General features: G+C 65.6%; 20 protein-coding genes and 1 tRNA gene. 10 read left to right on the top strand and 11 right to left on the bottom strand.

Going from position 1 to position 22,681, the window contains the following annotated elements; genetic code table 11:
• Positions 1–24 precede the first annotated feature (24 nt).
• From SALA_RS08440 to SALA_RS08430, 3 genes are read left to right on the top strand one after another with little or no spacing between them, the layout of a single operon-like run.
• Positions 25–1,500 carry a glycerol-3-phosphate dehydrogenase gene (locus SALA_RS08440; RefSeq protein ID WP_011541952.1) on the top strand — a complete coding sequence of 492 codons (1,476 nt, stop codon included), beginning with the start codon at positions 25–27 and terminating at the stop codon, positions 1,498–1,500.
• The gene (locus SALA_RS08435; protein ID WP_041383196.1) at positions 1,491–2,072 is read left to right on the top strand and encodes an NADPH-dependent FMN reductase; all 582 of its coding nucleotides are present in this window, start codon (positions 1,491–1,493) and stop codon (positions 2,070–2,072) included. The genes SALA_RS08440 and SALA_RS08435 overlap by 10 nt, the downstream gene beginning before the upstream one ends.
• Positions 2,073–2,669: a 3,4-dihydroxy-2-butanone-4-phosphate synthase gene (locus SALA_RS08430; RefSeq protein ID WP_011541950.1), complete on the top strand. Its 597-nt coding sequence runs from the start codon at positions 2,073–2,075 to the stop codon at positions 2,667–2,669.
• Between the two features lie 203 nt (positions 2,670–2,872).
• On the opposite strand, the gene SALA_RS08425 is transcribed toward SALA_RS08430, so the two are convergent.
• From SALA_RS08425 to moaA, 3 genes are all read right to left on the bottom strand, one after another.
• Positions 2,873–2,947, bottom strand: a tRNA-Asn gene (locus SALA_RS08425).
• A gap of 60 nt (positions 2,948–3,007) precedes the next feature.
• Positions 3,008–3,778 (bottom strand): NAD kinase, encoded by a 771-nt coding sequence (locus SALA_RS08420; RefSeq protein WP_011541949.1) that lies wholly within the window; start codon positions 3,776–3,778, stop codon positions 3,008–3,010.
• Positions 3,779–3,809: 31 nt separating this feature from the next.
• A complete protein-coding gene (gene moaA, locus SALA_RS08415; RefSeq protein WP_011541948.1) occupies positions 3,810–4,823 on the bottom strand; it encodes a GTP 3',8-cyclase MoaA in 1,014 nt (337 codons plus the stop codon).
• A 62-nt stretch (positions 4,824–4,885) separates the two neighbouring features.
• Between moaA and SALA_RS08410 the strand changes: the two genes are divergently transcribed.
• The gene (locus SALA_RS08410) at positions 4,886–6,082 is read left to right on the top strand and encodes a GGDEF domain-containing phosphodiesterase (RefSeq protein WP_011541947.1); all 1,197 of its coding nucleotides are present in this window, start codon (positions 4,886–4,888) and stop codon (positions 6,080–6,082) included.
• A gap of 105 nt (positions 6,083–6,187) precedes the next feature.
• Here SALA_RS08410 and mfd read toward each other — a convergent pair whose 3' ends face one another.
• Together mfd and SALA_RS08400 are read right to left on the bottom strand one after the other, a co-directional pair.
• A complete protein-coding gene (gene mfd, locus SALA_RS08405; RefSeq protein WP_011541946.1) occupies positions 6,188–9,772 on the bottom strand; it encodes a transcription-repair coupling factor in 3,585 nt (1,194 codons plus the stop codon).
• Entirely contained in the window at positions 9,769–10,029 is a 261-nt protein-coding gene (locus tag SALA_RS08400) for a succinate dehydrogenase assembly factor 2 (RefSeq protein WP_011541945.1), read from the bottom strand. Before SALA_RS08400 ends, mfd begins: the two co-directional genes overlap by 4 nt.
• 246 nt (positions 10,030–10,275) lie before the next feature.
• Between SALA_RS08400 and recG the strand changes: the two genes are divergently transcribed.
• Entirely contained in the window at positions 10,276–12,342 is a 2,067-nt protein-coding gene (gene recG / locus SALA_RS08395; protein WP_041383195.1) for an ATP-dependent DNA helicase RecG, read from the top strand.
• 69 nt (positions 12,343–12,411) lie between these two features.
• On the opposite strand, the gene SALA_RS08390 is transcribed toward recG, so the two are convergent.
• Both SALA_RS08390 and tyrS read right to left on the bottom strand, forming a co-directional pair.
• Positions 12,412–12,753 carry a PilZ domain-containing protein gene (locus SALA_RS08390; protein ID WP_011541943.1) on the bottom strand — a complete coding sequence of 114 codons (342 nt, stop codon included), beginning with the start codon at positions 12,751–12,753 and terminating at the stop codon, positions 12,412–12,414.
• 73 nt (positions 12,754–12,826) lie between these two features.
• Complete coding sequence (gene tyrS / locus SALA_RS08385; RefSeq protein WP_041383194.1) at positions 12,827–14,053, bottom strand: tyrosine--tRNA ligase; 1,227 nt, start codon at positions 14,051–14,053, stop codon at positions 12,827–12,829.
• A gap of 92 nt (positions 14,054–14,145) precedes the next feature.
• Here tyrS and SALA_RS08380 point away from each other — a divergent pair, with 92 nt between their 5' ends.
• Genes SALA_RS08380 through SALA_RS08365 form a run of 4 tightly spaced genes read left to right on the top strand, consistent with a single transcriptional unit; the run spans position 14,146 to position 17,491 of the window.
• Positions 14,146–14,463: a GIY-YIG nuclease family protein gene (locus SALA_RS08380; protein ID WP_041383193.1), complete on the top strand. Its 318-nt coding sequence runs from the start codon at positions 14,146–14,148 to the stop codon at positions 14,461–14,463.
• The gene (locus SALA_RS08375; protein WP_011541940.1) at positions 14,464–15,030 is read left to right on the top strand and encodes a DOMON-like domain-containing protein; all 567 of its coding nucleotides are present in this window, start codon (positions 14,464–14,466) and stop codon (positions 15,028–15,030) included. It abuts the gene before it with no gap.
• A 2-nt stretch (positions 15,031–15,032) separates the two neighbouring features.
• Positions 15,033–16,235 (top strand): exo-beta-N-acetylmuramidase NamZ family protein, encoded by a 1,203-nt coding sequence (locus tag SALA_RS08370; RefSeq protein WP_041383907.1) that lies wholly within the window; start codon positions 15,033–15,035, stop codon positions 16,233–16,235.
• An 11-nt stretch (positions 16,236–16,246) separates the two neighbouring features.
• A complete protein-coding gene (locus tag SALA_RS08365; RefSeq protein ID WP_011541938.1) occupies positions 16,247–17,491 on the top strand; it encodes a M24 family metallopeptidase in 1,245 nt (414 codons plus the stop codon).
• Positions 17,492–17,584: 93 nt separating this feature from the next.
• On the opposite strand, the gene SALA_RS08360 is transcribed toward SALA_RS08365, so the two are convergent.
• The 3 genes from SALA_RS08360 to SALA_RS08350 all read right to left on the bottom strand — a co-directional run bounded on the left by SALA_RS08360 (position 17,585) and on the right by SALA_RS08350 (position 20,574).
• Positions 17,585–18,442 carry a DUF817 domain-containing protein gene (locus SALA_RS08360; RefSeq protein WP_011541937.1) on the bottom strand — a complete coding sequence of 286 codons (858 nt, stop codon included), beginning with the start codon at positions 18,440–18,442 and terminating at the stop codon, positions 17,585–17,587.
• Entirely contained in the window at positions 18,435–19,241 is an 807-nt protein-coding gene (locus SALA_RS08355; protein ID WP_011541936.1) for a lipid II flippase Amj family protein, read from the bottom strand. Before SALA_RS08355 ends, SALA_RS08360 begins: the two co-directional genes overlap by 8 nt.
• Before the next feature lie 154 nt (positions 19,242–19,395).
• On the bottom strand, positions 19,396–20,574 hold the full coding sequence (locus tag SALA_RS08350) for a vWA domain-containing protein (RefSeq protein WP_011541935.1): 1,179 nt from the start codon (positions 20,572–20,574) through the stop codon (positions 19,396–19,398).
• Positions 20,575–20,875: 301 nt separating this feature from the next.
• Between SALA_RS08350 and SALA_RS08345 the strand changes: the two genes are divergently transcribed.
• Positions 20,876–22,273, top strand: coding sequence for a methyl-accepting chemotaxis protein (locus SALA_RS08345; protein WP_041383192.1), 1,398 nt, complete (start codon positions 20,876–20,878; stop codon positions 22,271–22,273).
• On the opposite strand, the gene SALA_RS08340 is transcribed toward SALA_RS08345, so the two are convergent.
• Positions 22,264–22,680, bottom strand: coding sequence for a nuclear transport factor 2 family protein (locus tag SALA_RS08340; RefSeq protein WP_011541933.1), 417 nt, complete (start codon positions 22,678–22,680; stop codon positions 22,264–22,266). The two genes, SALA_RS08345 and SALA_RS08340, sit on opposite strands and share 10 nt — an antisense overlap.
• Between the last annotated feature and the right edge of the window lies 1 nt (position 22,681).

Genomic DNA, 22,681 nt, shown 5'->3' with positions numbered 1-22,681 from the left:
GGAGGCGTGCGGGTGTCCGCCGACATGTTCGACATCGCCATCATCGGCGGCGGGGTCAACGGCTGCGGGATCGCGCGCGATGCGGCGGGGCGGGGCGCGCGCGTTCTGTTGCTCGAAGCGCAGGATCTGGCGAGCGGAACGTCATCGGCATCGACCAAGCTGATCCATGGCGGACTTCGCTATCTCGAACACCATGAGTTCGGCCTGGTCCGCGAATCGCTTTCGGAACGCGAGCGTCTGTGGGCGATCGCGCCGCATATCGTGCGACCGATGCGCTTCGTGCTGCCCCATGTGGCCGGATTGCGTCCGCGATGGCTCCTGCGCCTGGGACTGTTTCTTTATGACCATATCGGCGGACGGAAACGTCTTCCCGCCACCGAAACGATCGCCTTGCGCGATCATGTCGCGGGCGCGCCGCTGAAGAACGGGTTTACGTCGGGCTTTGCCTATTCGGACTGCTGGGTCGATGACGCGCGGCTGGTTCTTCTCAATGCGCGCGACGCGGCCGACCGCGGGGCGGATATTCGCCCGCGCTGCCGTGTCACGCGCTTCGCGCGGACCGGCGACCATTGGACGCTCGATACGCCGGGCGGGCAGTTTCACGCGCATGTCATCGTCAACGCGGCCGGCCCCGCGGCGCTCGAAGTTTCGCAACTGGGCGGCGTGGCGACCGGCCGCCGCGTGCGGCTCGTCCGCGGCTCGCATATCGTCGTGCCCAGGCTCTTCGACCACCACTACAGCTATTTTTTCCAGCTTCCCGACGGGCGGATATTTTTCGCCATCCCCTATGAGCGCGACTTCACGCTGATCGGCACGACCGATCGTGACCATGACGGCGCTCTGACCGATGTGCGCGCTTCCGATGAGGAGATCGCCTATCTGTGCGAGGGGGCCAATCGCTTCTTTCGCAAGACGATCTCGCCGGCCGATGTGACCTGGAGCTATGCAGGGGTGCGGCCGCTGGTCGACGATGGATCGGGACGGCCCGAGGCGGCGACGCGCGGCTATGATCTGGATCTCTCGTCGGAGAGCGACGGTCCGGCGCTGCTTTCGGTCTTTGGCGGCAAGATCACCACCTATCGCCGCCTTGCCGAAGACGCGGTCGATCTGCTTGCGCGCCGCCTGCCCGCATTGACGGGGACCCGCTGGACCGGCGATGTGCCGCTCCCCGGTGGAGATTTTGCGATCGACGGGTTTGCCGACCTCGCCCAATCGCTGGGCCGCCGCTATGCTTTTCTGCAACCGCCGTGGACCGAACGCCTTGCGCGCAGCTACGGCACCAGGGCGTTTGACATTCTGGGCGGCGTCTCGCGGTTCGAGGATTGCGGGCGGCATTATGGCTCTGGACTCACCGACCGCGAGGTCGCCTATCTCGTCGAGCAGGAATGGTGCCGCACGGTCGAGGATCTGCTTTGGCGCCGCAGCAAGCTGGGGCTGCATCTCGACGCCGCGGCGCGGCGTTTGCTTGCCGCCGCTTTTGAAGAAAGGGAATGCGCGTGAGTATCAACATCGTGGCCATCGGCGGCACCGTATCGCCGATCAGCGCGACCGAGCAGGCTCTCTGCGTCGCGGCGGCGCGCGCAAAGGCAAAAGGCGCGCATGTGGACGTCTTCGGCGGCAGCTATCTGGGCGCGCTGCCCCATTATCGCGGCCCGCTGCACGGTCCCGACGACGGGGCAAGGCTCGTCGCGGCGGTACGCGCCGCCGACGGGATATTGATCGCCGCGCCCGGCTATCATGGCACGATTTCGGGGCTTGTGAAAAACGCGCTCGATTATCTGGAGGATCTGGCGGGCGATGCACGACCCTATCTCGACGGGCGTGCGGTCGGCCTGATTGCGACCGCCTATGGCGACCAGGCGACAATGAGTACGATGCAGACGCTCCGCAGCATCGTCCACGCGCTTCGCGGCTGGCCGACGCCGATGGGTGCGACCGTCCGCACCTATCGCGGCCTTTTTTCCCCCGATGGCGAATGTCTCGAGGATCGGGCGCGATTTCAGCTCGAACTGGTCGCCGACCAGCTTGTGTCCGGCGCGAGCAGCTTTGCCGCCGCCAGAAAGGTCGCCTGAATGCCCGACATCGATCAGGCCATCGAGGCTCTCGGGCGGGGAGAGATCATCGTCATCACCGGTGACCGTTTGCGTGGAGGCGATATTGATTTTGCGCTCGCCGCGCGTCACGCAACGGCCGAAGCGCTCAATTTCATGGCCAATCACGGTCGTGGTCTCATCTGTCTTGCCATGCGACCGGAACGCGCCGTGCGGCTGGGCATCAGCCTGATCAATCCCGGCGCCGACCGCCAGTCGGGGCGCCCTTTCGGCCGGTCGATCGAGGCGCGCGAAGGCGTCGGGACGGGCATATCTGCGGCCGACCGGGCACAGACCGTCCGCGTCGCCGCTTCTCCCGACGCTTCGGGCGACGATCTTGTGTCACCGGGCCATATATTCCCGCTGATCGGCGCGCCGGGCGGGGTGAGGGAAAGGGCCGCAGCCGCCGAAGCGGCGATCGAACTATGTTCGCTGGCGGGAGCAGGCGACATGGCCGTCATCTGTTCGATCATGCGGGACGACGGCGAAATGGCGCGGATCGACGATCTCGATGCCTTTATCGCCCGGCATCGCATGCCAGTCGCCGATATCGACGTCCTGCTCGATCGGTTGCGTTGACGCCCGGCACTGCGGACGAAACGCTTCCAGTCCTGCCGGAAGCGACCGATATCCATCGCTGAGCGACGTCGCTCTAACACCTGGCATCGCCGCGTTGCGCCCTGAGCGCAAAGAGCATCGCCTGCAATGTTCGCGCAGCGGCACGCCGCCCGTTTCACCGGCGCAGCGAGGAAAGGCCGAACATTGCACGACAGGAAAGGAAATGGCTCCCCGGGCAGGATTCGAACCTGCGACCAATCGATTAACAGTCGATTGCTCTACCGCTGAGCTACCGAGGAACATCCCGCCGTGGCGGGCGAGGCGCTCCTTTGCCGCCGCTTGCCCGATTTTGCAAGCCCTCAAACGATAAATTGTTCCATCGCGATGCGTTCGTCGAGGCCCTGGTCGGGATCGAACAGCAGGGTCAGCGGGCGGCTGCGGTCGGTGGTGACGAGAACGGTCTTTACATCGCGGATTTCGCGCTGGTCGGCGACCGCGCTGACCGGGCGTTTGGCCGCCTCGCGGACGTTGAAGCGGATGCTCGTCGATTCGGGGACGAGCGCGCCGCGCCAGCGGCGCGGGCGGAACGGGCTGATCGGGGTGAGCGCCAGCATCGCCGAATCGAGCGGCAGGATCGGGCCGTTGGCGCTGAGGTTATAGGCCGTCGATCCGGCGGGCGTCGAGACGAGCACGCCGTCGCAGGCGAGTTCCTCGAGCATCGTCCGTTCGTTGATCATCACCTCCAGCTTCGCCGCCTGGCGCGTTTCGCGCAGCAGCGAAATCTCGTTGATGGCGGGCAGGATGTGGCGCTCGCCGCTGACCGTCATGATATCGCCCGACAGCGGGTGAACCAGATAGGGGCGCGCCGCGGCAAGGCGGTCGAGCAGCCCCTCGACCCGAAACTCGTTCATCAGGAAGCCGATCGTCCCGCGGTTCATCCCGAACACGGGCAGGCTGCGGCGCTGGTCGAGCAACTGGTGGAGCATGTGCAGCAGAAAGCCGTCGCCGCCGAGGGCGATCAGCAGCTCCGCCTCGCCGATGTCGACAAAGTCGTAGAGCGGCCGCAACTCGGCTTCGGCCTCGATGGCCGCGGGCGCACTTGACGCGACAAGCGCGATCTTGCGAAACATCTGGTCCGGTTCCCCCTCCGCAAGCGGCCCGTCAGCCGCCCGTTGCGCTCATGTGGCGTGCGACCGCCGGTCTGGATTGCCGTTCGATATGAAAGTCGTGCGCGCGGGGTTTGCCAGCCAGCGCCCGGTCGATCAAGCTGTCGACATCGCCGCCGCCGCGCAGTGCCGCGCGCAGGTCGACATGATCGTCCTGACCAAGGCACATATAGACGCGCCCCTCCACCGTCAGCCGGATGCGGTTGCACGTCGCGCAGAAATTGTCGCTGAGCGGGGTGATGAGGCCCAGGGTGACCGGGCTGCCCTCGACCGCGAAATAGCGCGCCGGGCCGCCGGTGCGCTTGTCCACCGGATAAAGCGCGTGCGCGGCGCGCAGCGGGGCGATGAACTGGTGCAGCGGGATATAATGATCGCTGCGGTCATCCTCGACCTCGCCGAGCGGCATGGTTTCGATGAGCGTGAGGTCGCAGCCATTGTCGGCGCACCAGCGCAGCATCGGCAGCAGCTGATCCTCGTTCAGCCCGGCGAGCGCCACCATGTTGATCTTGACCGCCAGCCCGGCCAGCCGCGCCGCGGCGATCCCGGCGAGCGCGACGTCGAGGTCGCCGACGCGGGTGATGTGGCGGAATGCAGCCGGGTCGAGCGTATCGAGGCTGATATTGATGCGCCGCACGCCCGCCGCGGCGAGCATCGGTGCGTGGTCCGCCAGTCGCATGGCGTTGGTGGTCAGCGTCAGCTCGTCGAGGCCGCGGCCGATCAGAGCGCCGAGCCGCGTCGCCAGCGTGTCGATGCCGCGCCGCACCAGCGGTTCGCCGCCGGTCAGGCGGATGCGGCGAACGCCGCGCGCAACGAATCGCTCCGCCAGCTCGGCCATTTCCTCGATGCTGAGCACCGCCGATTTCGGCAGGAACCGCATGTCTTCGGCCATGCAGTAGCGGCACCGCAGGTCGCAGCGGTCGGTCACCGACAGGCGCAAGTAACTGATCCGGCGGCCATGGCCGTCGATCAGCGGCGCCGCCGGGGCGGCAGGCTGGGATAATGTGACCATCACGTGCGTCTTGTGATGCAAAAGGCAAGCGTTTGGCAAGCAAAGCCTGCTAGGCAGCGCCAATGAATCGCTTGTCCGAATCCCTGACCGCCTGCGCCCGGAAAATCGAAAGCCAGCACCTTCGTCACGACCGGGACGCCGGAGTCATTCTGGTGCAGGTCGACCAGATGGCGCGGATCAACAACAGCGCCGGGACCGCCGCGGGCGACGCGGTGCTCGACGAGATCGGCCGGCGGCTCGAAAATTTTGCCGGCGACGAGTTCGGACCCGGTTCGTGCGTTGAGCGTCTCGACGGGCCGCGCTTTCTGATCGTGCCCGCCACGCCGCTCGCGCTCGGCGCGCTGCGGGCGCAGGAGCGCGCGCTGCACGTCGCGCTCGCCGAACCGATCGTCGGCGATCCGAACGGCCGTCTGTCGATCCGTATCGCCACCGCGCTGATCACGCGCGACGAATCAGTCGCCGAACAATTGCTTCAGGCGTGCGACCAGCTTGCGCGGCCGGCGTCGGCGCGCGACGGGGCGATGGTCCACGCGGCGCTGTCGCGCGATGAGGTTGTGATCCATTACCAGCCGCAATATGACGTCGTGACCGGCGCGATGACCGGGGTGGAGGCATTGCTCCGCTGGCAGCATCCCGAACTTGGTCTGCTTGGTGCCGGGCCGCTGGTGACCGCCGCGCGCGCAGCGCGGCTCGAATGCGAACTGACCGAACATGCGCACCGCGTCGCGCTCGCCGAAATGGCGGGCTGGCCGCGGCAACTTGCGCAGCTGCGCGTGTCGCTCAACATCACCGCCGCCGACCTTGGCGACCCCGAATTCGCCGAACGCTTTGCCGCGATGGTGAGGGCGGCAAAGGTCGATCCTGACCGGCTGACGCTCGAACTCACCGAACAGGCGATGTTGAGCGACCCCGCGAGCGCGGCGGAGCACCTCGCGCAGATTCGCGCGCTGGGCTGCGCGATTGCGATCGACGATTTCGGAACCGGCTATTCCAGCCTGTCGCTGCTGGCGCGGCTGCCGATCGATTATCTGAAGATCGACAGCGGCTTTACCCGCACGATCGACGGCAGCGACCGCGACCGCATCGTCGTGCGCGCGATCGTTGACCTCGCGCGCGCGCTGGGGCTGCTGGTGGTGGCCGAGGGGATCGAGAACGAACGTCAGCTCGCGCGGCTTGGCGAGATCGGGGTGGCGACGTGGCAGGGGTTTTTGAAGTCAGGTCCGGTGCCGGGCGATCAGTTGCCGGGGTTGTTGGGCTAGCTATCGTCATCGCGAGGAGTGTAGCGACGAAGCAATCTCCAGCTATCGGCCTGGCGCGAACCGATAGCTGGAGATTGCTTCGCTCCGCTCGCAATGACCATATTTCTATGATAGCTGCTTCGCCAGCTTTCCCAACCCCTTAGACAATTGCAGGGCGCCGTTCAGCCGCGCGCCGGTGCTGGCCCAGTCGCCGCTGACCGACAGCTTGTTGTCGGGACGCAGCCGCGCGCGGCCTTTCAGCCGTTCGACATAGGCGATCAGGCCGGGGACGTTGGCGAACTGGTCGCCGTGGAAGCTGACGAGCGCGCCCCTGGTGCCGACGTCGAGCTTGGCGATGCCCGCGAGCCTGGCGTTCGCCTTGATCTCCATCAGCTGCACCAGGTTCGCGGTTTGGGGGGGCAGCGGGCCGAAGCGGTCGATCATCTCGGCGGCGAAGGCGTCGAGCGCGGCGCGGTCCTCGGCTTCGTTGAGGCGGCGATAGAGCGCCATGCGGAGCGGCAGGTCGGGAACATAATCCTCGGGGATGAGGATCGGCGCGTCGATGGTGATGACGGGCGAGAGCGCCTCCCGCGGCGGCGCGGCGCCGGCATTCTCGGCCTTGGCGGCAAGGATCGCTTCCTCGAGCATCGACTGGTAAAGTTCGAAGCCGACCTCGCGGATATGCCCCGACTGCTCGTCGCCGACGAGGTTCCCCGCGCCGCGAATGTCGAGGTCGTGGCTCGCGAGCTGGAAGCCCGCGCCGAGCGTGTCGAGATCGCCGAGCAGCTTCAGCCGCTTTTCCGCCGTATCGGTGATCGCGCCGCCGTCGGGCGTCGTGAGATAGGCATAGGCGCGCGTTTTTGACCGCCCGACGCGGCCGCGCAGCTGATAAAGCTGGGCGAGGCCGAAGCGGTCGGCACGGTGAACGATCAACGTGTTGGCGCTCGGAATGTCGAGCCCCGATTCGACGATGGTGGTCGAGACGAGCACGTCATATTTGCGGTCGTAAAAGGCGCTCATCCGCTCTTCGACCTCCTGTGCGCCCATCTGACCGTGCGCGACGACATATTTGATCTCGGGAACGCGGGTGCGCAGATATTCCTCGATGTCGGGCAAGTCCTTGATGCGCGGGGTGACGAAGAAGCTCTGCCCGCCGCGATCGTGTTCGCGCAGCAGCGCCTCGCGGATCACGACCGGATCCCAGGGCGCCACATAGGTGCGAACCGCGAGGCGGTCGACTGGCGGCGTCTGGATCACGCTGAGTTCGCGCAAGCCCGACATCGCCATTTGCAAGGTGCGCGGGATCGGCGTCGCGGTGAGGGTGAGGACGTGGACATCGGCCTTGAGTTGCTTCAGCCGTTCCTTGTGGACGACGCCGAAGCGCTGTTCCTCGTCGACGATGACGAGGCCGAGATTCTTGAACTCGACCGATTTGGCGATCACCGCATGGGTGCCGACGACGATGTCGATCTGGCCGCTCGCCAGGCCTTCGCGGGTCTTTTGCGCCTCGGCGGCGGGGACAAGGCGCGACAGGCGACCGATATGGATCGGAAAGCCTTTGAAACGGTCGACAAAATTGCTGTAATGCTGGCGCGCGAGCAGGGTCGTCGGCACCACCACCGCGACCTGAACGCCCGCCATTGCGGCCACAAACGCCGGGCGCAGCGCCACCTCGGTCTTGCCGAACCCGACGTCGCCGCACACCAGCCGGTCCATCGGTCGCCCCGACGCCATGTCGGCGAGCACGTCGCCGATGGCGCGGTCCTGATCGTCGGTTTCCTGATAGGGGAAGCGGTCGGCGAAGGCGGGGTAGGCGGCATCCTGCGTGAGGATCTCGCCGGGGCGGAGTGCGCGCTGCGCCGCGGTGGCGAGCAGTTCGCCCGCAATCTCGCGGATCCGCTCCTTCATCCGCGCCTTGCGCCGCTGCCACGCCTCGCCGCCCAATTTGTCGAGCGCGACGCCGTCGCTTTCGCCGCCATAGCGCGAGAGGACGTCGAGATTTTCGACGGGAACGTAGAGCTTGTCACCGCCGGCATAGGTCAGCGCGACGCAATCGTGCGGGCTGTTCCCGACCGGGATCGAGGTCAGTCCCTCATAGCGGCCGATGCCATGGTCGAGATGAACCACCAGATCGCCGACGCTGAGCGTCGCCAGTTCGGCGAGGAAGGCGTCGGCGCTTTTGCGGCGTTTCTGGCGGCGGACGAGGCGTTCGCCCAATATGTCCTGTTCGGTGAGCAGGCTGATCGCGTCGGAGGCGAAGCCGTGATCAAGGGGGAGGACGACCATCGCCACCGTGCCCGTTCCCGCCGCACCTTTATTCCCGTTCGTGTCGAGCGAAGTCGAGACACCCGTCGGGGCAGCGCTTTCCTGCGGGGTGTCTCGACTTCGCTCGACACGAGCGGAACTTGAACCCAACGCCTCTTGCCAGGTGTCGACCTGTACCAGCGAGGTCACGCCATGGTCGCGCAGCAGTCCCGAAAGTCGCTCGCGCGCACCGCCCGAATAGCTGGCGATGATTGTGCGCCGTCCCTTGCGGCGTTCGTCCGACAGATGGTCGGCGACCTTGTCGTAAACATTGAGGTCGGCGGTGCGTTCGGGGGTGAAATCGCGCGCCGCGAAAGTTTCGAGGTCGACGACCGTTGCCGCGGGCGGAACGTCGAAGGCGGTGACGATATGAACCGGACGGTCTTGCTCCGCCCCGCTCCATTCGGCTTCGGTCAGATACAGCGCCTCAGGCGCGAGCGGGCGGTAGCTGCCGGGTGATTCGCGTTCGGCGGCGACGCGGTTGGCATGATAGTCGGCGATCGCGGCGAAGCGCGTTTCGGCGGTTGCGTCGGTGCGGTGGCCGCGCAGCACCGGGGTCGCGGGGTCGATATGGTCGAACAGCGTCGCCATCCGCTCCTCGAACAGCGGCAGCCAATGATCCATGCCCGCTTGCCGCCGCCCGTCGCTGACCGCCTGATAGAGCGGGTCGCCCGTCGCCTGCGCGCCGAACAATTCGCGATAGGCCGAGCGAAACCGCTTGATCGTCGCCTCGTCGAGCAGGGTTTCGGATGCGGGGAGAAGTTGCAGCGCCTTGGCGGCCCCCAGGCTGCGCTGGTCGGCGGGGTCGAAGCGGCGGATGCTTTCGATCTCGTCGCCGAAAAAATCGACGCGCAGCCCGGTCTCTTCGCCCGCCGGAAACAGGTCGAGCAGGCCGCCGCGCACCGCGAACTCGCCCTGGTCGGCGACGGTGTCGACGCGGCTGAAGCCGTTGGCGACGAGCAGCTCGGCGAGCGCGTCGCGGTCAATCCGCTGGCCTGCGGCGAGCGTCGTCGCGAGCTGGCGGATGCGGAAGGGGGTGAGCGTGCGCTGCGTGATCGCGGCGACGGTGGTCAGGATCAGTTCGCCGCGCCTGGGCGCCGCCTGCAACGCCGACAGCGTCGCCAGCCGGTCGGCGCTGACGCGCATCGAAGGCCCCGCGCGGTCGTACGGCAGGCAGTCCCACGCCGGGAAGCGATGGACGGTGAGGTCGGGGGCAAAGAAGGGCGCGGCGTCGGCGATCGCCTGCATCGCGGCATCGTCGGTCGCGACATAGACCAGCCTCTTGTCGCTCGCTCGCGCGAGGTCGGCGAGCAGCAGCGGCAGGAAACCGTCGGCGGCGCGCGCCAGCGTCAGCGGCGCCGCGGCCGATGCGATCGCGGCAAGAATGTCGGCGGCGCTTCGGGTCATGGCAGCGGGATATAGTCCAGCCGGCGCATCGCCGCGATCAGGTCGGGCTTGTCGAGATGCGCGGGCGGCGCGGCGGTGCCGAGCGCCCACGCCATGATGTCGACGTCATCCTCCTCGACCACGGCCTCGAACCATGCGAGTTCAGTTTCGCCCCAGGCGGGCGAATAGCGGTCGAAGAAGCCGCCGATCATATAGTCGGCCTCGCGCGTGCCGCGGTGCCAGGCGCGGAACTTGAGACGTTTCAGGCGGTCGGTCATCTGTTTCTCTTTCCCTTCTCGCTTAATGGGAGAAGGATACGAAGCCTTGCCGCTTTGCGGCCAGGCGAAGTTGGATGAGGGTGAGCGCCCGCATGGCGAGGGCGCGCTTGCTTTGCAAGCGCATACCCCTCACCCGCTGCGACTAACGAGCAAGCTCGTAAGTCTCGCCGCCCTCTCCCGCAAGGGGAGAGGGAGGGGAGAGGGGAGGTGCAAGTTGGCAAAGCTCGCGCTAAACACCGATCACCGATGCGACCCGAAATCCTCAATCCACTCTTTGCCGCGCTCACTGACCTGAAAGGTGTCGGGCCGCAACTCGCCAAGCCACTGACGCGGCTTGGGCTGGAGCGCCTCGTCGATGTGCTGTTCCATCTGCCGACGGGACTCATCTCGCGCATCGCCGTCGAGCGGCTCGATCAGGCGCAGCCCGGACAGACGATCATCGTCGATCTGACCGTGCAGGATTATCGTCCCGGCCGCAGCCCGCGTGCCCCGTTCGGCGTCGAGGCGTTCGATCGCGCGGGCGATCATGTGCGGCTCGTCTATTTCGGGCGGACATCGGGGCTGGCGCGCAAGCTGTTCCCGCTGGGCGAGACGCGCCGCGTGTCGGGGCGGCTCGACCTGTACGGCGACATGCGCCAGATCGTCCATCCCGACCATGTCGCCGAACCCGGCGACGAAGGCGCGATAGCTGAGCATGAGCCCGTCTATCCGCTGACCGAAGGCCTCACCAACGCGCGGCTGTCGCAGCTTGCCGCGATCGCGCTCGACCGGCGCCCCGACCTCGCCGAATGGATCGACGCGCCCCTGCTCGCGAGCCGCAACTGGCCCGACTGGCGCGAGGCGGTGGCGCGCGCGCACGCCAACCCGCGCGACGAGGCCGCGCGCGACCGGCTCGCCTATGACGAGATTTTCGCCAATCAGGTCGCGCTGATGCTGATCCGGCAGGGGCTGCGCAACCGCAGGGGGCGCGCGATCGTCGGTGACGGCCGCCTGACCGGCGCGCTACGCCTGCCGTTCGGGCTCACGGGGGCGCAGGAGCGCGTCGGGCGCGAGATTGCGGGCGACATGGCGCAGGACACGCCGATGCTGCGGATGCTGCAGGGCGATGTCGGGTCGGGCAAGACGCTGGTGGCGCTGCGTGCGATGCTGACCGCGGTCGAAGCGGGGACGCAGGCGGCGCTGCTCGCGCCGACCGAAATCCTGGCGCGCCAGCATCATGCGACCTTGCGGGCGATGCTCGCGGGCCTGCCGGTGAACCTCGCCATCCTGACCGGGCGCGACAAGGGGCGGGTGCGCGAATCGACGCTGATGGGCCTCGCCGACGGCAGCATCGACATATTGATCGGCACCCATGCGATTTTTCAGCAGGCGGTGACATACAGGGATCTCGCGCTCGTCGTCGTCGACGAACAGCATCGCTTCGGCGTCGCGCAGCGGTTGATGCTGACGCAAAAGGCGGCGCGGCCGCCGCACCTGCTGGTGATGACCGCGACGCCGATCCCGCGCACCCTGCTGCTCGCCAATCATGGCGAAATGGACGTGTCGCGGATCGACGAGATGCCGCCGGGGCGCACCCCCGTCGACACGCGCGTCGTGTCGGTCGAGCGGCTCGACGAGGTGATCGCCTCGCTCGAACGCCATCTCGCGACGGGCGCGCAGGCCTATTGGGTGTGCCCGCTCGTCGCCGAAAGCGAGGCAAGCGAGCTGGCGGCGGCCGAGGCCCGCGCCGCGCTGCTCGCCGAGCGGCTGGGCGCGGCGCGCGTCGGGCTGGTCCACGGGCGGATGAAAGGGCCCGAAAAGGATGACGTCATGGCGCGCTTCCAGTCCGGCGCGATCGGCGTGCTCGTCGCCACGACCGTGATCGAGGTGGGCGTCGATGTCCCTGCCGCCAGCCTGATGGTCGTCGAACATGCCGAGCATTTCGGCCTCGCCCAGCTGCACCAGCTGCGCGGTCGCGTCGGGCGCGGCGCAGCGAAATCGGTGTGCCTGCTGCTGCGGTCGCCGACTCTGTCGGAGACGGCGCGCGAGCGGCTGGCGCTGATGCGCGAGACCAACGACGGCTTCGTGATTGCCGAAAGGGATCTCGAACTGCGCGGCGGCGGTGAACTGCTGGGCCTCAAACAGTCGGGGGAGGCCGATTATCGGCTGGCGAGCCCCGAACAGCTGGTGCGCCTGCTCCCCGTCGCGCACGACGATGCGCGGCTGTTCGTCGAACGCGACGGCGGGATGGAGGGCGCGCGCGGCGAGGCGGTGCGGCTTTGTCTCTATCTCTTCGAACGCGATGCGGCGGTGCCGCTGCTACGGAGCGGGTAGATCATCATGCGCTCGATCTGACCGTCTCGAAACGAACGGAACGATGGACCGGATTGCCGACGCGTTGCCTCAGTTCACGTCCCCGCGTGCGCCCATCGCGCGGATCATCGGCAGATAATCCTCGACCGAGATCGATTTTTCGAACTGCACCCCGGTCTTGCCGCCCAGCGACCAGACCACTTTTGCCGCGGCACGGCCGATGATGGGCATGCGGAACACGATGAGATCGCCGGGCTCCAGCCCGCGCTCGAAGCGCATCAACAGGCCGTCGGCGCTGATGTTGACGCAGGTGCACATTTCCTGCCGCCCGTCGGGCATGACGAAGGGCAGGCGGCAATAGACGTCGCTCCGCGGAGCGATCCGCTGGTCGAGGCCGACATAATGGGCCTTGCTCGTGTCAATCTTGCGCATTTTCGTGGACCTTGTTGATTTGGCCATGACGTTCCGCCGGAATGCTGAAGAAGTGGTAAATGCTGTTTGTGCCTTACCGCGTCACGAGACCATGTTTTTTGGCGCCGAGGCTGATCGCAATGTCGCCGCCCGCCGGGACGATCCGATAGCTGGGGTCGCGAACGACGCTGCCGTCCACCCTCACCGCGCCCTCTTCGAGCTTGCGGCGCGCTTCCTTGTTCGAGGCAGCAAAGCCGAGTTCGCGCAGGGCATCGACGATGCCGATCCCGTCGGCGGGCGCAGCGACGTGCGGCAGGTCGCCGCCAATCCGGCCCTTTTCAAAGGTTTGCGTGGCGGTCTCGGCCGCGGTGCTGGCTGCATCGACGCCGCGGCACATTGCGGTCGCCTCGTTGGCGAGAATCTTCTTCGCCTCGTTGATCTCGGCGCCCTCGAGCGCTTCGAGGCGCGCAATCTCGGCGAGCGGCAGGTCGGTGAAGAGCTTCAGGAACTTGCCGACATCGCGGTCGTCGCAGTTGCGCCAATATTGCCAATAGTCAAAATGGGACAGTTGTTCGGGATTAAGCCAGACCGCGCCGGCAGCCGTTTTGCCCATTTTGGCGCCCGCGGCGGTGGTGAGCAGCGGAGTCGTCAGGCCATAGAGATCGGCGCCGTCCATGCGGCGGCCCAGTTCCATGCCGTTGACGATATTGCCCCACTGGTCCGATCCCCCCATCTGGAGCCGCACACCCATTTCGCGCGACAGGTGGCGAAAGTCATAGCCCTGGAGGATCATGTAATTGAACTCGAGGAAGGTCATCGGCTGTTCGCGCTCGAGCCGCAGCTTGACCGAATCAAAGGTCAACATGCGATTGATCGTGAAATGCCTGCCGACTTCTTGGAGCAGCTCGATATAGCCGAGCTTGCCGAGCCAGTCCTGATTATCGACCATCACCGCGTCGGTCGGACCATCGCCGAACACCAGGAACTGCCGAAAGATGCTGAAGATCGACGCGATGTTCGCGGCGATCACCTCGTCCGACAGCATCTTGCGGCTTTCGTCACGCCCCGTCGGGTCGCCGATCCGCGTCGTCCCGCCGCCCATCAGCACAATGGGCTTGTGCCCCGTCTGTTGCAGGCGGCGCAGCATCATGATCTGGACGAGGCTGCCGACGTGCAGGCTGGGCGCGGTCGCGTCGAAGCCGATATATCCGGGGACGATCTGTTTCGCGGCGAGCGCATCGAGCCCTTCCGCGTCGGTCATCTGATGGATATAGCCTCGCTCGTCGAGAAGGCGCAGCAGGTCGGATTGATAGTTGGTCATAGCGGGCGGGCGCTTAGCATGACGTCGAAGCAAACCCAACACCGTTCGCCCTGAGCTTGTCGAAGGGCCGTTCTTCCTTTTACACCGTGCCCATGAGCTTTTGGGCCTATATGTTGCATTGCCGCGGAGGGGCCTTTTACACCGGTCACACGGACAATCTCCCATATCGTGTCGCGCAGCACGAATCCGGCGCCATCCAAGGGTTCACGGCGGACAAATTGCCAGTGACGCTCGTGTGGAGTCAGGAGTTTCCGACGCGGATCGAAGCCTTGGAAGCCGAACGCCGGATTAAGGGGTGGAGCCGCGCGAAAAAAATGGCATTGATCCGCGGCGATTGGGACAGCATTTCGAACTTGGCAAAAGGGAAGAACGGTCCTTCGACAGGCTCAGGACGAACGGAGAGGGACTGAATGTCGGCTCATTCCAGCGAACGACGTCAACTCATCTGTCACCCCGGCACGCCCGCGCGCGCCGTGCGGTCGGTTGCGGTCGAGGTCAGCCTGTCGTTCGACGATGGCTTCGCACTTCGCTTCCTGATCGACGGGGCGATCGCCGATCTGGTGCTTCCCGATGGCGAGGGCGAGCTGGTCATCGCCGACAGCGCGACCGACGGATTGTGGGAAAGCACCTGTTTCGAGGCGTTCCTGACCGAAGAGGGGCAGCCCGACTATACCGAGTTCAACTATAGCCCCGACGGCCGCTGGGCCTGTTACCAGTTCGACGATTATCGGTCGCTTCTGCGCTCCGACCAACTGGCGCCTTGGGAAATCGCAGCCGAGCGCAGCGAGCAGAGCTATGCGCTGCGCGTCGAACCCGGCATCTTTCCCGATGTCGGGGCCAAGCTGGGCCTCTCTGCCGTGATCGAGGAACGCGACGGCACCAAAAGCTATTGGGCGCTCGCGCATCCGCCGGGGCAGCCCGATTTCCATCATCCCGATTGCTTTGCCTTAACGCTTGAGGCACGCGGGCGGGCATGACTATCTCCTTCGGTATCGACCGCCTGCTCGCCGACCCGGATCTCCGCAAACCGCTCGAAGGCAGGCGCGTCGCGCTGCTGGCGCATCCGGCATCGGTTACCGCCGACCTGACGCACAGCCTCGACGCCCTCGTTGCGGCCGGGGTGAAGGTCAGCGCGGTGTTCGGGCCGCAGCATGGGGTGCGCGGCGACCTTCAGGACAATATGATGGAGTCGCCCGATTTCACCGATCCGGTGTATGGGGTTCCATGCTTTAGCCTATATGGCGAAGTGCGCCGACCGACCGGCCAGTCGATGCACACATTCGACGTGATGCTGGTCGATCTCCAGGATCTCGGCTGCCGCATCTACACCTATGTGACGACCCTGCTCTATGTGCTCGAAGCCGCGGCGCAGCATGGCAAGGCGGTGTGGGTGCTCGACCGTCCCAATCCCGCGGGCCGTCCCGTCGAGGGGACGCGCCTGCGCCCCGGCTGGGAGAGTTTTGTCGGCGCCGGGCCGATGGTGATGCGCCACGGGTTGACGATGGGCGAGATGGGGCACTGGTTCGTCCGTCACTTCGGCCTCGACGTCGATTACCGCGTGATCGAAATGGAAGGGTGGGCGCCCGAAGGCCCCGGCTTCGGCTGGCCCATGGAGCGCGTCTGGATCAACCCCAGCCCCAATGCCGCGAACGTCAACATGGCGCGCGCCTATGCCGGGACGGTGATGGTCGAGGGAGCGACCTTGAGCGAGGGCCGCGGCACGACGCGCCCGCTCGAACTCTTCGGCGCGCCCGACATCGACGCCAAGGCGGTGATCGCGGAGATGCAGCGCCTTGCGCCCGAATGGCTAAGCGGATGCAAGCTGCGCGACATCTGGTTCCAGCCGACCTTTCACAAGCATGTCGGCCAGTTGAGCAGCGGCGTCCATATCCACGCCGAGGGTGCATGGTACGATCATAGCTCGTTCCGCCCGTGGCGCGTGCAGGCGCTGGGCTTCAAGGCGATCCGCTCGCTCTATCCCGACTATCCAATCTGGCGCGGGCTCGATTTCAAATATGAATATACCGACGATGTACTGGCGATTGATGTGATCAACGGCGGGCCGGGTTTGCGCGAATGGGTCGATGATGCGCGCGCTGGCCCCGGCGACCTCGACGCGCTGGCGCTGCCCGACGAGGCGGCGTGGCAAGAAGAAATCGCGGATCTGCTGATCTACAACTGAGGGGCAGGGCGATGCACCGGCGGCAATTTCTCGGCACAGCGGCATTGGGCGGGCTGGTGGCGACCTTGTCTGCGCCGGTACTGGCCACCGACACCGCCAGCCTGCCCAACCTCGCCGCCAAGGCGGTGCCGATCGGCAAGGCCGAACGCATGGCGCGGATCGCCAAGGCCACGGCGCTGATGCAGGAAAATGACATCGGCGCCCTGCTGATCGAGCCGGGATCGAGCCTCGTCTATTTCACCGGGGTCGAATGGTGGCGCAGCGAGCGGCTCACCGCCGCAGTGCTGACGCGCGAGGGCGAGGTCGCGATCGTCACGCCCTTCTTCGAGGAACCCTCGGTGCGCGAAAGCCTGGGTATCGAGGCCGAAGTGCTGACGTGGAACGAGGATGAGAATCCGCTCGCCGCCGTCGCGGCCTGGCTTGGCAGGCGCGGGCTGGCGAAGGGCAAGATCGGCGTCGAGGAAACGGTGCGTTATTTCGCGGTCGACGGGCTGGAGAAAGCGATGCCCGACGCGACCGTCGTCAACGGCGCGCCCGTCGTGCGCGGGTGCCGGATGATGAAATCGGCGGCCGAAATCGCGCTGATGCAGATCGCGAACGACATCACGCTCGCCGCTTATCGCCACACCGCGCCGCGGATCGAGGCGGGGATGACCCCTGCCGAGATCGGCGCGATCATGCGCGCAGCGACCGTGGCGCTGGGCGGCAAGAGCGAGTTCGAGCTGATCCTGCTCGGCGAGGCGAGCGCCTATCCGCACGGGTCGGGCCAGCCGCAGGCGGTGAAGCCGGGCGAGGTCGTGCTGATGGACTGTGGCGCCTCGGTCCATGGCTATCAGTCCGACATTTCGCGCAGCTTCGTATACGGCAAGGCGAGCCCGCGCCAGCGGCAGGTGTGGGATCAGATGCGCAAGGGGCAGGATGTCGCTTTCGCCGCGGCGAAGCTTGGCACGCCCGCGGGCGCGGTCGACGACGCGGTGCGCGCCTATTATGAAAGCCTTGGCTGGGGCCCCGGCTACAAGCTGCCCGGCACGTCGCACCGCACCGGCCACGGCATCGGCCTCGACGGGCACGAGCCGGTCAACCTCGTGCGCGGCGAGACGACGGAGTTGGCGCCGGGCATGTGTTTTTCCAACGAGCCGGGGATTTATATTCCGGGCGAGTTCGGGATCAGGCTGGAAGATTGTTTTTACATGACCGAGGCGGGGCCGAAGTGGTTCAGCGAACCGCCACCGTCGATCGATAGGCCGTTTGCGTAGCCCGTCGCCCCCGCGACGGCGGGGGCCGCTGTCGGCCTTGCTCGGCATTGAGGAGTAAACCGCTGGCGGCCCCCGCCTACGCGGTGGCGATGGTCAGGGAGCGGTGCTCCGCCCTTTCGGCCGCTGCACCAGACTGACCAGCACGAACGAGATGATCATCAGCAGATACCAGCTGCCGAGCTTTTCCAGCCCGACCATATGCCAGCCGTCATTCTGGCTGGGATAGGTCCAGGCGCGCGCAAACGTCCCGATATTTTCGGCGAACCAGATGAACAGCGCGACCAGCCCCCAGCCGACGAGCAGGGGCATCCGCCGGTGGACGTGGAGCGGGCGGAACCAGACCTGACAGCGCCAGAAGAGCAGGCCGGTGGCCGCGAAGAGGAACCAGCGGATGTCATAGGTCCAATGGTGCGCGAAAAAATTGATATAGATCGCCGCTGCCAGCACATAGCTCGTCCACGCGGGCGGATAGCCGGTGTAGCGAAAGTCGAAGATGCGCCATACGCGCGCGATATAGCTGCCGACGGCGGCATACATGAAACCCGAGAACAGCGGCACCGCGCCGATATGAAGCAGACTCGCCTCGGGATATTGCCACGATCCCGCCGCGGTCTTGAACAGCTCCATCACCGTGCCGACGATGTGGAAGATCAGGATGACCAGCGCCTCCTTCGGCGTTTCAAGCCGGAAGGCAAGCATCGCGAGCTGGATCAGCACCGCGCCGATGGTGATCGCATCATAGCGGTGGAGCGGCGCATCGTCGGGCCAGAAGAAATGCGTGCCGAGCAGCAGCGCGAGCATCAGGCCGCCGAACAGGCACGCCCACCCCTGTTTGAATCCGAAGACGAGGAACTCGAGGAACCAGCCGCGCGGTCCCGGTTCGACCGCCATCGCCTCGAGCCGCGAGCGAACGGCGTGGAAGCGGCTGTGGCCGCGCGCGCCGTCAGACATGGACGGCGACCCATGCGATCAGCATTGCGGCGGGTAGCAGCAACGCCTGCGCGAGAATCGTACCGGCAAGGCGGCTGAGCGAAATGAAGGTGATCGCGCGACGGAACTCCGCCTCGTCGACTTTGCCCTCGACCGCATCGTCGGTCATCACCGACAATTGCGGGTCGATGAAGGCGAACAGCAATATCGTCGCAAAGCCATTGATCAGCGCGGAAAGCTGCGACGCGGTGACACGGAAATCGGGCGCGAGATAACCGGCGTAGAGCGAGGCGACGACGCCGACGGCGAGCAGCGATTGCGCGAGGCAATTGGCGATCAGCACGCCCCAGCTGATCCCTCTGGGCATCTTCCAGCCTTTGAGGTGCGCGAGGCTGGGAAGCGTCAGCGAGCGGCCCAAAGTCCGCAATCCGCTCGGGCTCACCGCCTTGACCGCCAGCTTTGTCGTCGACCGGTTGGTCTGGTACCAGCCGATCGCGGCGGCAAACATCCGCTGCCCCGTCGGCACCAGCAGAATGCCGATCAACGTCGCGACGCTCGCCGCGGCAAGCACCAGCTGCATGTCGACGAACAGCGACGCGCCGCTGCCGTCATGCAGGCGCGTTTCGATACGCTTGGCGAGGAACGGGCCAAGGAAGCTGTTCGAGGTGCGCGAAAACAGCACGAGGATGTTGAACAGCGCAAACGACATGGCAATCCGCCGCGTCCGCACCCCGGCGATCCGCGCGGCATAAGCAAGCGCACCGATCAGGTTGATGAAGCCGGTTAGGAGCAGGATGGTGACGAGGGGGAGGTCGATCATGAGGGCCTAGCGGAACTTATGAAATCCGTTCGTGTCGAGCGAAGTCGAGACACCCATCGGCAGCGCACGCCTTCAGGGTGTCTCGACTTCGCTCGACACGAACGGGATTAGGGGATCAGCTTGAAATCGTCACGGCCTAATCAGGCCGCCTCGCTCAATGCTTTCGCGTCAGCTCGCGCATCGCATCGTCAAGGCCGGCGAGGGTCAGCGGATACATGCGGTCGTTCATCAGCTGTTTGATGAGCTTGACGGACTGGGTGTAGCCCCAATGCGCCTCGGGCACCGGATTGAGCCACACGGCAGCGGGATAGACATGGGTGATCCGCTGGAGCCAGACCGCGCCCGATTCCTCGTTGAAATGTTCGACGCTGCCGCCGGGATGGGTGATCTCATAGGCGCTCATCGACGCATCGCCGACGAAGATAACTTTGTAATCATGGCCATATTTGTGCAGGATGTCCCACATCTGATGCCGTTCGGACCAGCGGCGCTTATTGTCCTTCCACACGCCTTCGTACGGGCAGTTGTGGAAGTAGAAGAACTCCAGATTCTTGAACTCGCTCGTCGCGGCGCTGAACAATTCCTCGCACAGCTTGATGAACGGGTCCATCGAGCCGCCGACGTCGAGAAAGAGCAACAGCTTGACCGCATTGCGCCGTTCGGGGCGCATCCTGATGTCGAGCCAGCCTTGCCGCGCGGTGCCGTCGATCGTGCCGGGAATGTCGAGCTCGTCGGCGGCGCCTTCGCGCGCGAATTTGCGCAGGCGGCGCAGCGCGATCTTGATGTTGCGGGTGCCGAGTTCCTTGGTGTTGTCGAGGTTCTGGAACTCGCGCTTTTCCCAGACTTTCAGCGCGCGCTTGTGCCTGCTCTCGCCGCCGATCCGCACGCCTTCGGGGTTGTAGCCCGAATTGCCAAAGGGGCTGGTGCCGCCGGTGCCGATCCATTTGTTGCCGCCCTGATGGCGCTTCTGCTGTTCCTCGAGCCGCTTTTTGAGCGTCTCCATGATCTCGTCCCAGTCGCCTAGCGACTTGATCGCTTCCATCTCTTCGGGGGTCAGATATTTCTCGGCGACGGCTTTCAGCCATTCTTCGGGCACGTCGACGGGGTTCTGGCCGTAATCGGTGAGCAGCCCCTTGAAAACCTTGTTGAACACCTGGTCGAAGCGGTCGAGCAGGCCCTCGTCCTTCACATAGATGGCGCGGGAGAGGTAATAGAATTGTTCGGGGGTACGGTCGATGACCTCGCGGTCGAGCGCCTCCAGCAGCATCAGATGCTCTTTCAGGCTGGCGGGAATGCCCGCGGCGCGAAGCTCGTCGAGGAAGCCGAAAAACATGGGGCAGGACTATCCTGTCAGGGACGCGGGCGCAATCACTTTACGTTTACGGAAAGAGAGCGTCCGAACGATGGCGAATGGCGGCAATCCGGGGAAGTATGTCGAGGCGGGCGACGGCGTCATCCGGCAGGATAAATCATTGCCGCGCCTACCCGGAAAACGGCTATTCGGTGATGAAGGGGGCGTCTGCTTGCGTCCGCTCGTCACCCCGAAGCCGCCACGTCCGCGCCTTCACCCGTTGACGCCCCGTTAACCAATGTTCGGCATAGCTTCGCGATCATTCTGCGATGTGGGCAAGCCAATGAAATATGATCCGATCAATCCGGCGGCGCCGATCCTCGACGAGTCGGTTGCGAGCGATTGCGGTGAGCTGGCGGTGGGGTGCAGCGATGCCGCGGGGCGGATCAAGCGCGCGACCGACCAGATGGACCGCCAGATCGCCGAGCTTGGCCGGCTCGAGGAATATGTCGTCGGCCTCGAGGCCGACCAGCGCCAGATCGCCGATTCGACCGACGAAGCGAAGCTGTTGTCGGCGCGCGCGCGCGAGCAACTCGACGCCGGCGCCGAGCGGGTCAATTTGGCGGTCAGCGAGTTCCGCTCGGTGATCGACCTGATCGCGCGGCTGGGCACGCATGTCACCAATTTCGCCGCGGTGATGGAACAGGTGCAGCAGGTCAGCCAGTCGATCGAATCGATCGCCAAGACGACCAACATGCTCGCACTCAACGCCGCGATCGAGGCCGAACGTGCGGGCGATTCCGGCCGCACCTTTGCCGTCGTCGCCGCCGAGGTGAAGAAGCTCGCGCAGAATACGCGCGGCGCGACCGACGAAATCCGCCGCTCGATCGGCAGCCTCGCCGCCGAAGCGGGCGGGCTGGTCACCGAAATCCAGTCGGGGGTCGAACAGTCGAGCCGCGCCGAGGCGCAGTTCGAAACGATCACCGACGCGCTTCACGATGCGACGCACCTCGTCGCGCTGCTCGACGACCAGAGCGACCGCATCGCGCAATCGAGCGCGATGGTCCATGCGAACGGCGCCAAGGTGCGCGAGGCGCTCGACCGCGTCGTCACATCGGTGCGCGATAATAGTTCGACGCTGGCAGGCACGCGCGATTCGATCCTGACGATGGAGCATGTGTCGAACCGCATGTTCAATGCGGTGATCTCCGCCGGGGTCAGCCCGCAGGATTCGGCGATCGTCGCGCTCGCGGCCAAGGTGCGCGACGAATTTGTCGCGATTGCCGAACGCGCGCTGGCGCGCGGCGAACTGACGATGGAGCAATTGTTCGACACCGATTATGTGCGCGTGCCCAACTCGAACCCCGAACGCTTTCGCACCAGTTTGTGCGACTGGGCCGACGCCAACTGGCGGCCGCTGTTCGACCGCATCGTCGCCGAACATCCCGAGATCAAGATGTCGTCCGCCGGGGACATGAACGGCTTTCTGCCGACGCACATCACCGACTGTTCGCGCGCGCCGACCGGCGACCTTGAACATGACACCGCCCACTGCCGCAACGGTCGCATCCTGTATGACGAGACCGATGCGGCCGCGAAGCGCAGCACGGCGCCCTTTTTCATGACCGTCTATCGCCAGGAAGGCGACGGGATCAATTATCTGACCGTGCGCAACGTCTATATGCCCGCGATCATCGGCGGCCGCCGCTGGGGCGACGTCGAGGTGGCCTATCAGCTCTGAGCAGGGAGCGGGTCGAGCACCCGCGCGATCAGATCGGTGTCGGTATATTCGGTGATCTCCGCCACTTTTCCGGTATGGAAGCGGAACGTCCAGCTATAGCGATTGGCATAGGCTTCGCCGCGCCTGGTGGTGCTGTGATTGCGTCCCTCGACGACCGCCAGATCACCTTCGACGATGAAGCGCTCGGCGGTAACGATATTCGGCCCGTCAAAATTGGCGGCGAGCGGACCCGGCAAGTCACGGATCACAGCCTGCTTGCCCGAATAGCGGCGCGACCAGCTCGTCGTGCCGATGATCGTCCATACGACATCGTCAGCCATCATCTCGACAAAGGGGCGACCATTACCCTTCGCGGTTTCGGCGAAGGCATGTTGCAGCACGGCCCTGTTCTTGGCAGCGGTATCCAAG

This window comes from Sphingopyxis alaskensis RB2256, from assembly GCF_000013985.1.
GTDB classification, from domain to species: domain Bacteria; phylum Pseudomonadota; class Alphaproteobacteria; order Sphingomonadales; family Sphingomonadaceae; genus Sphingopyxis; species Sphingopyxis alaskensis.
Note: the sequence above shows the minus strand (reverse complement) of the source record. Positions and strands in the feature narration are given on the sequence as shown.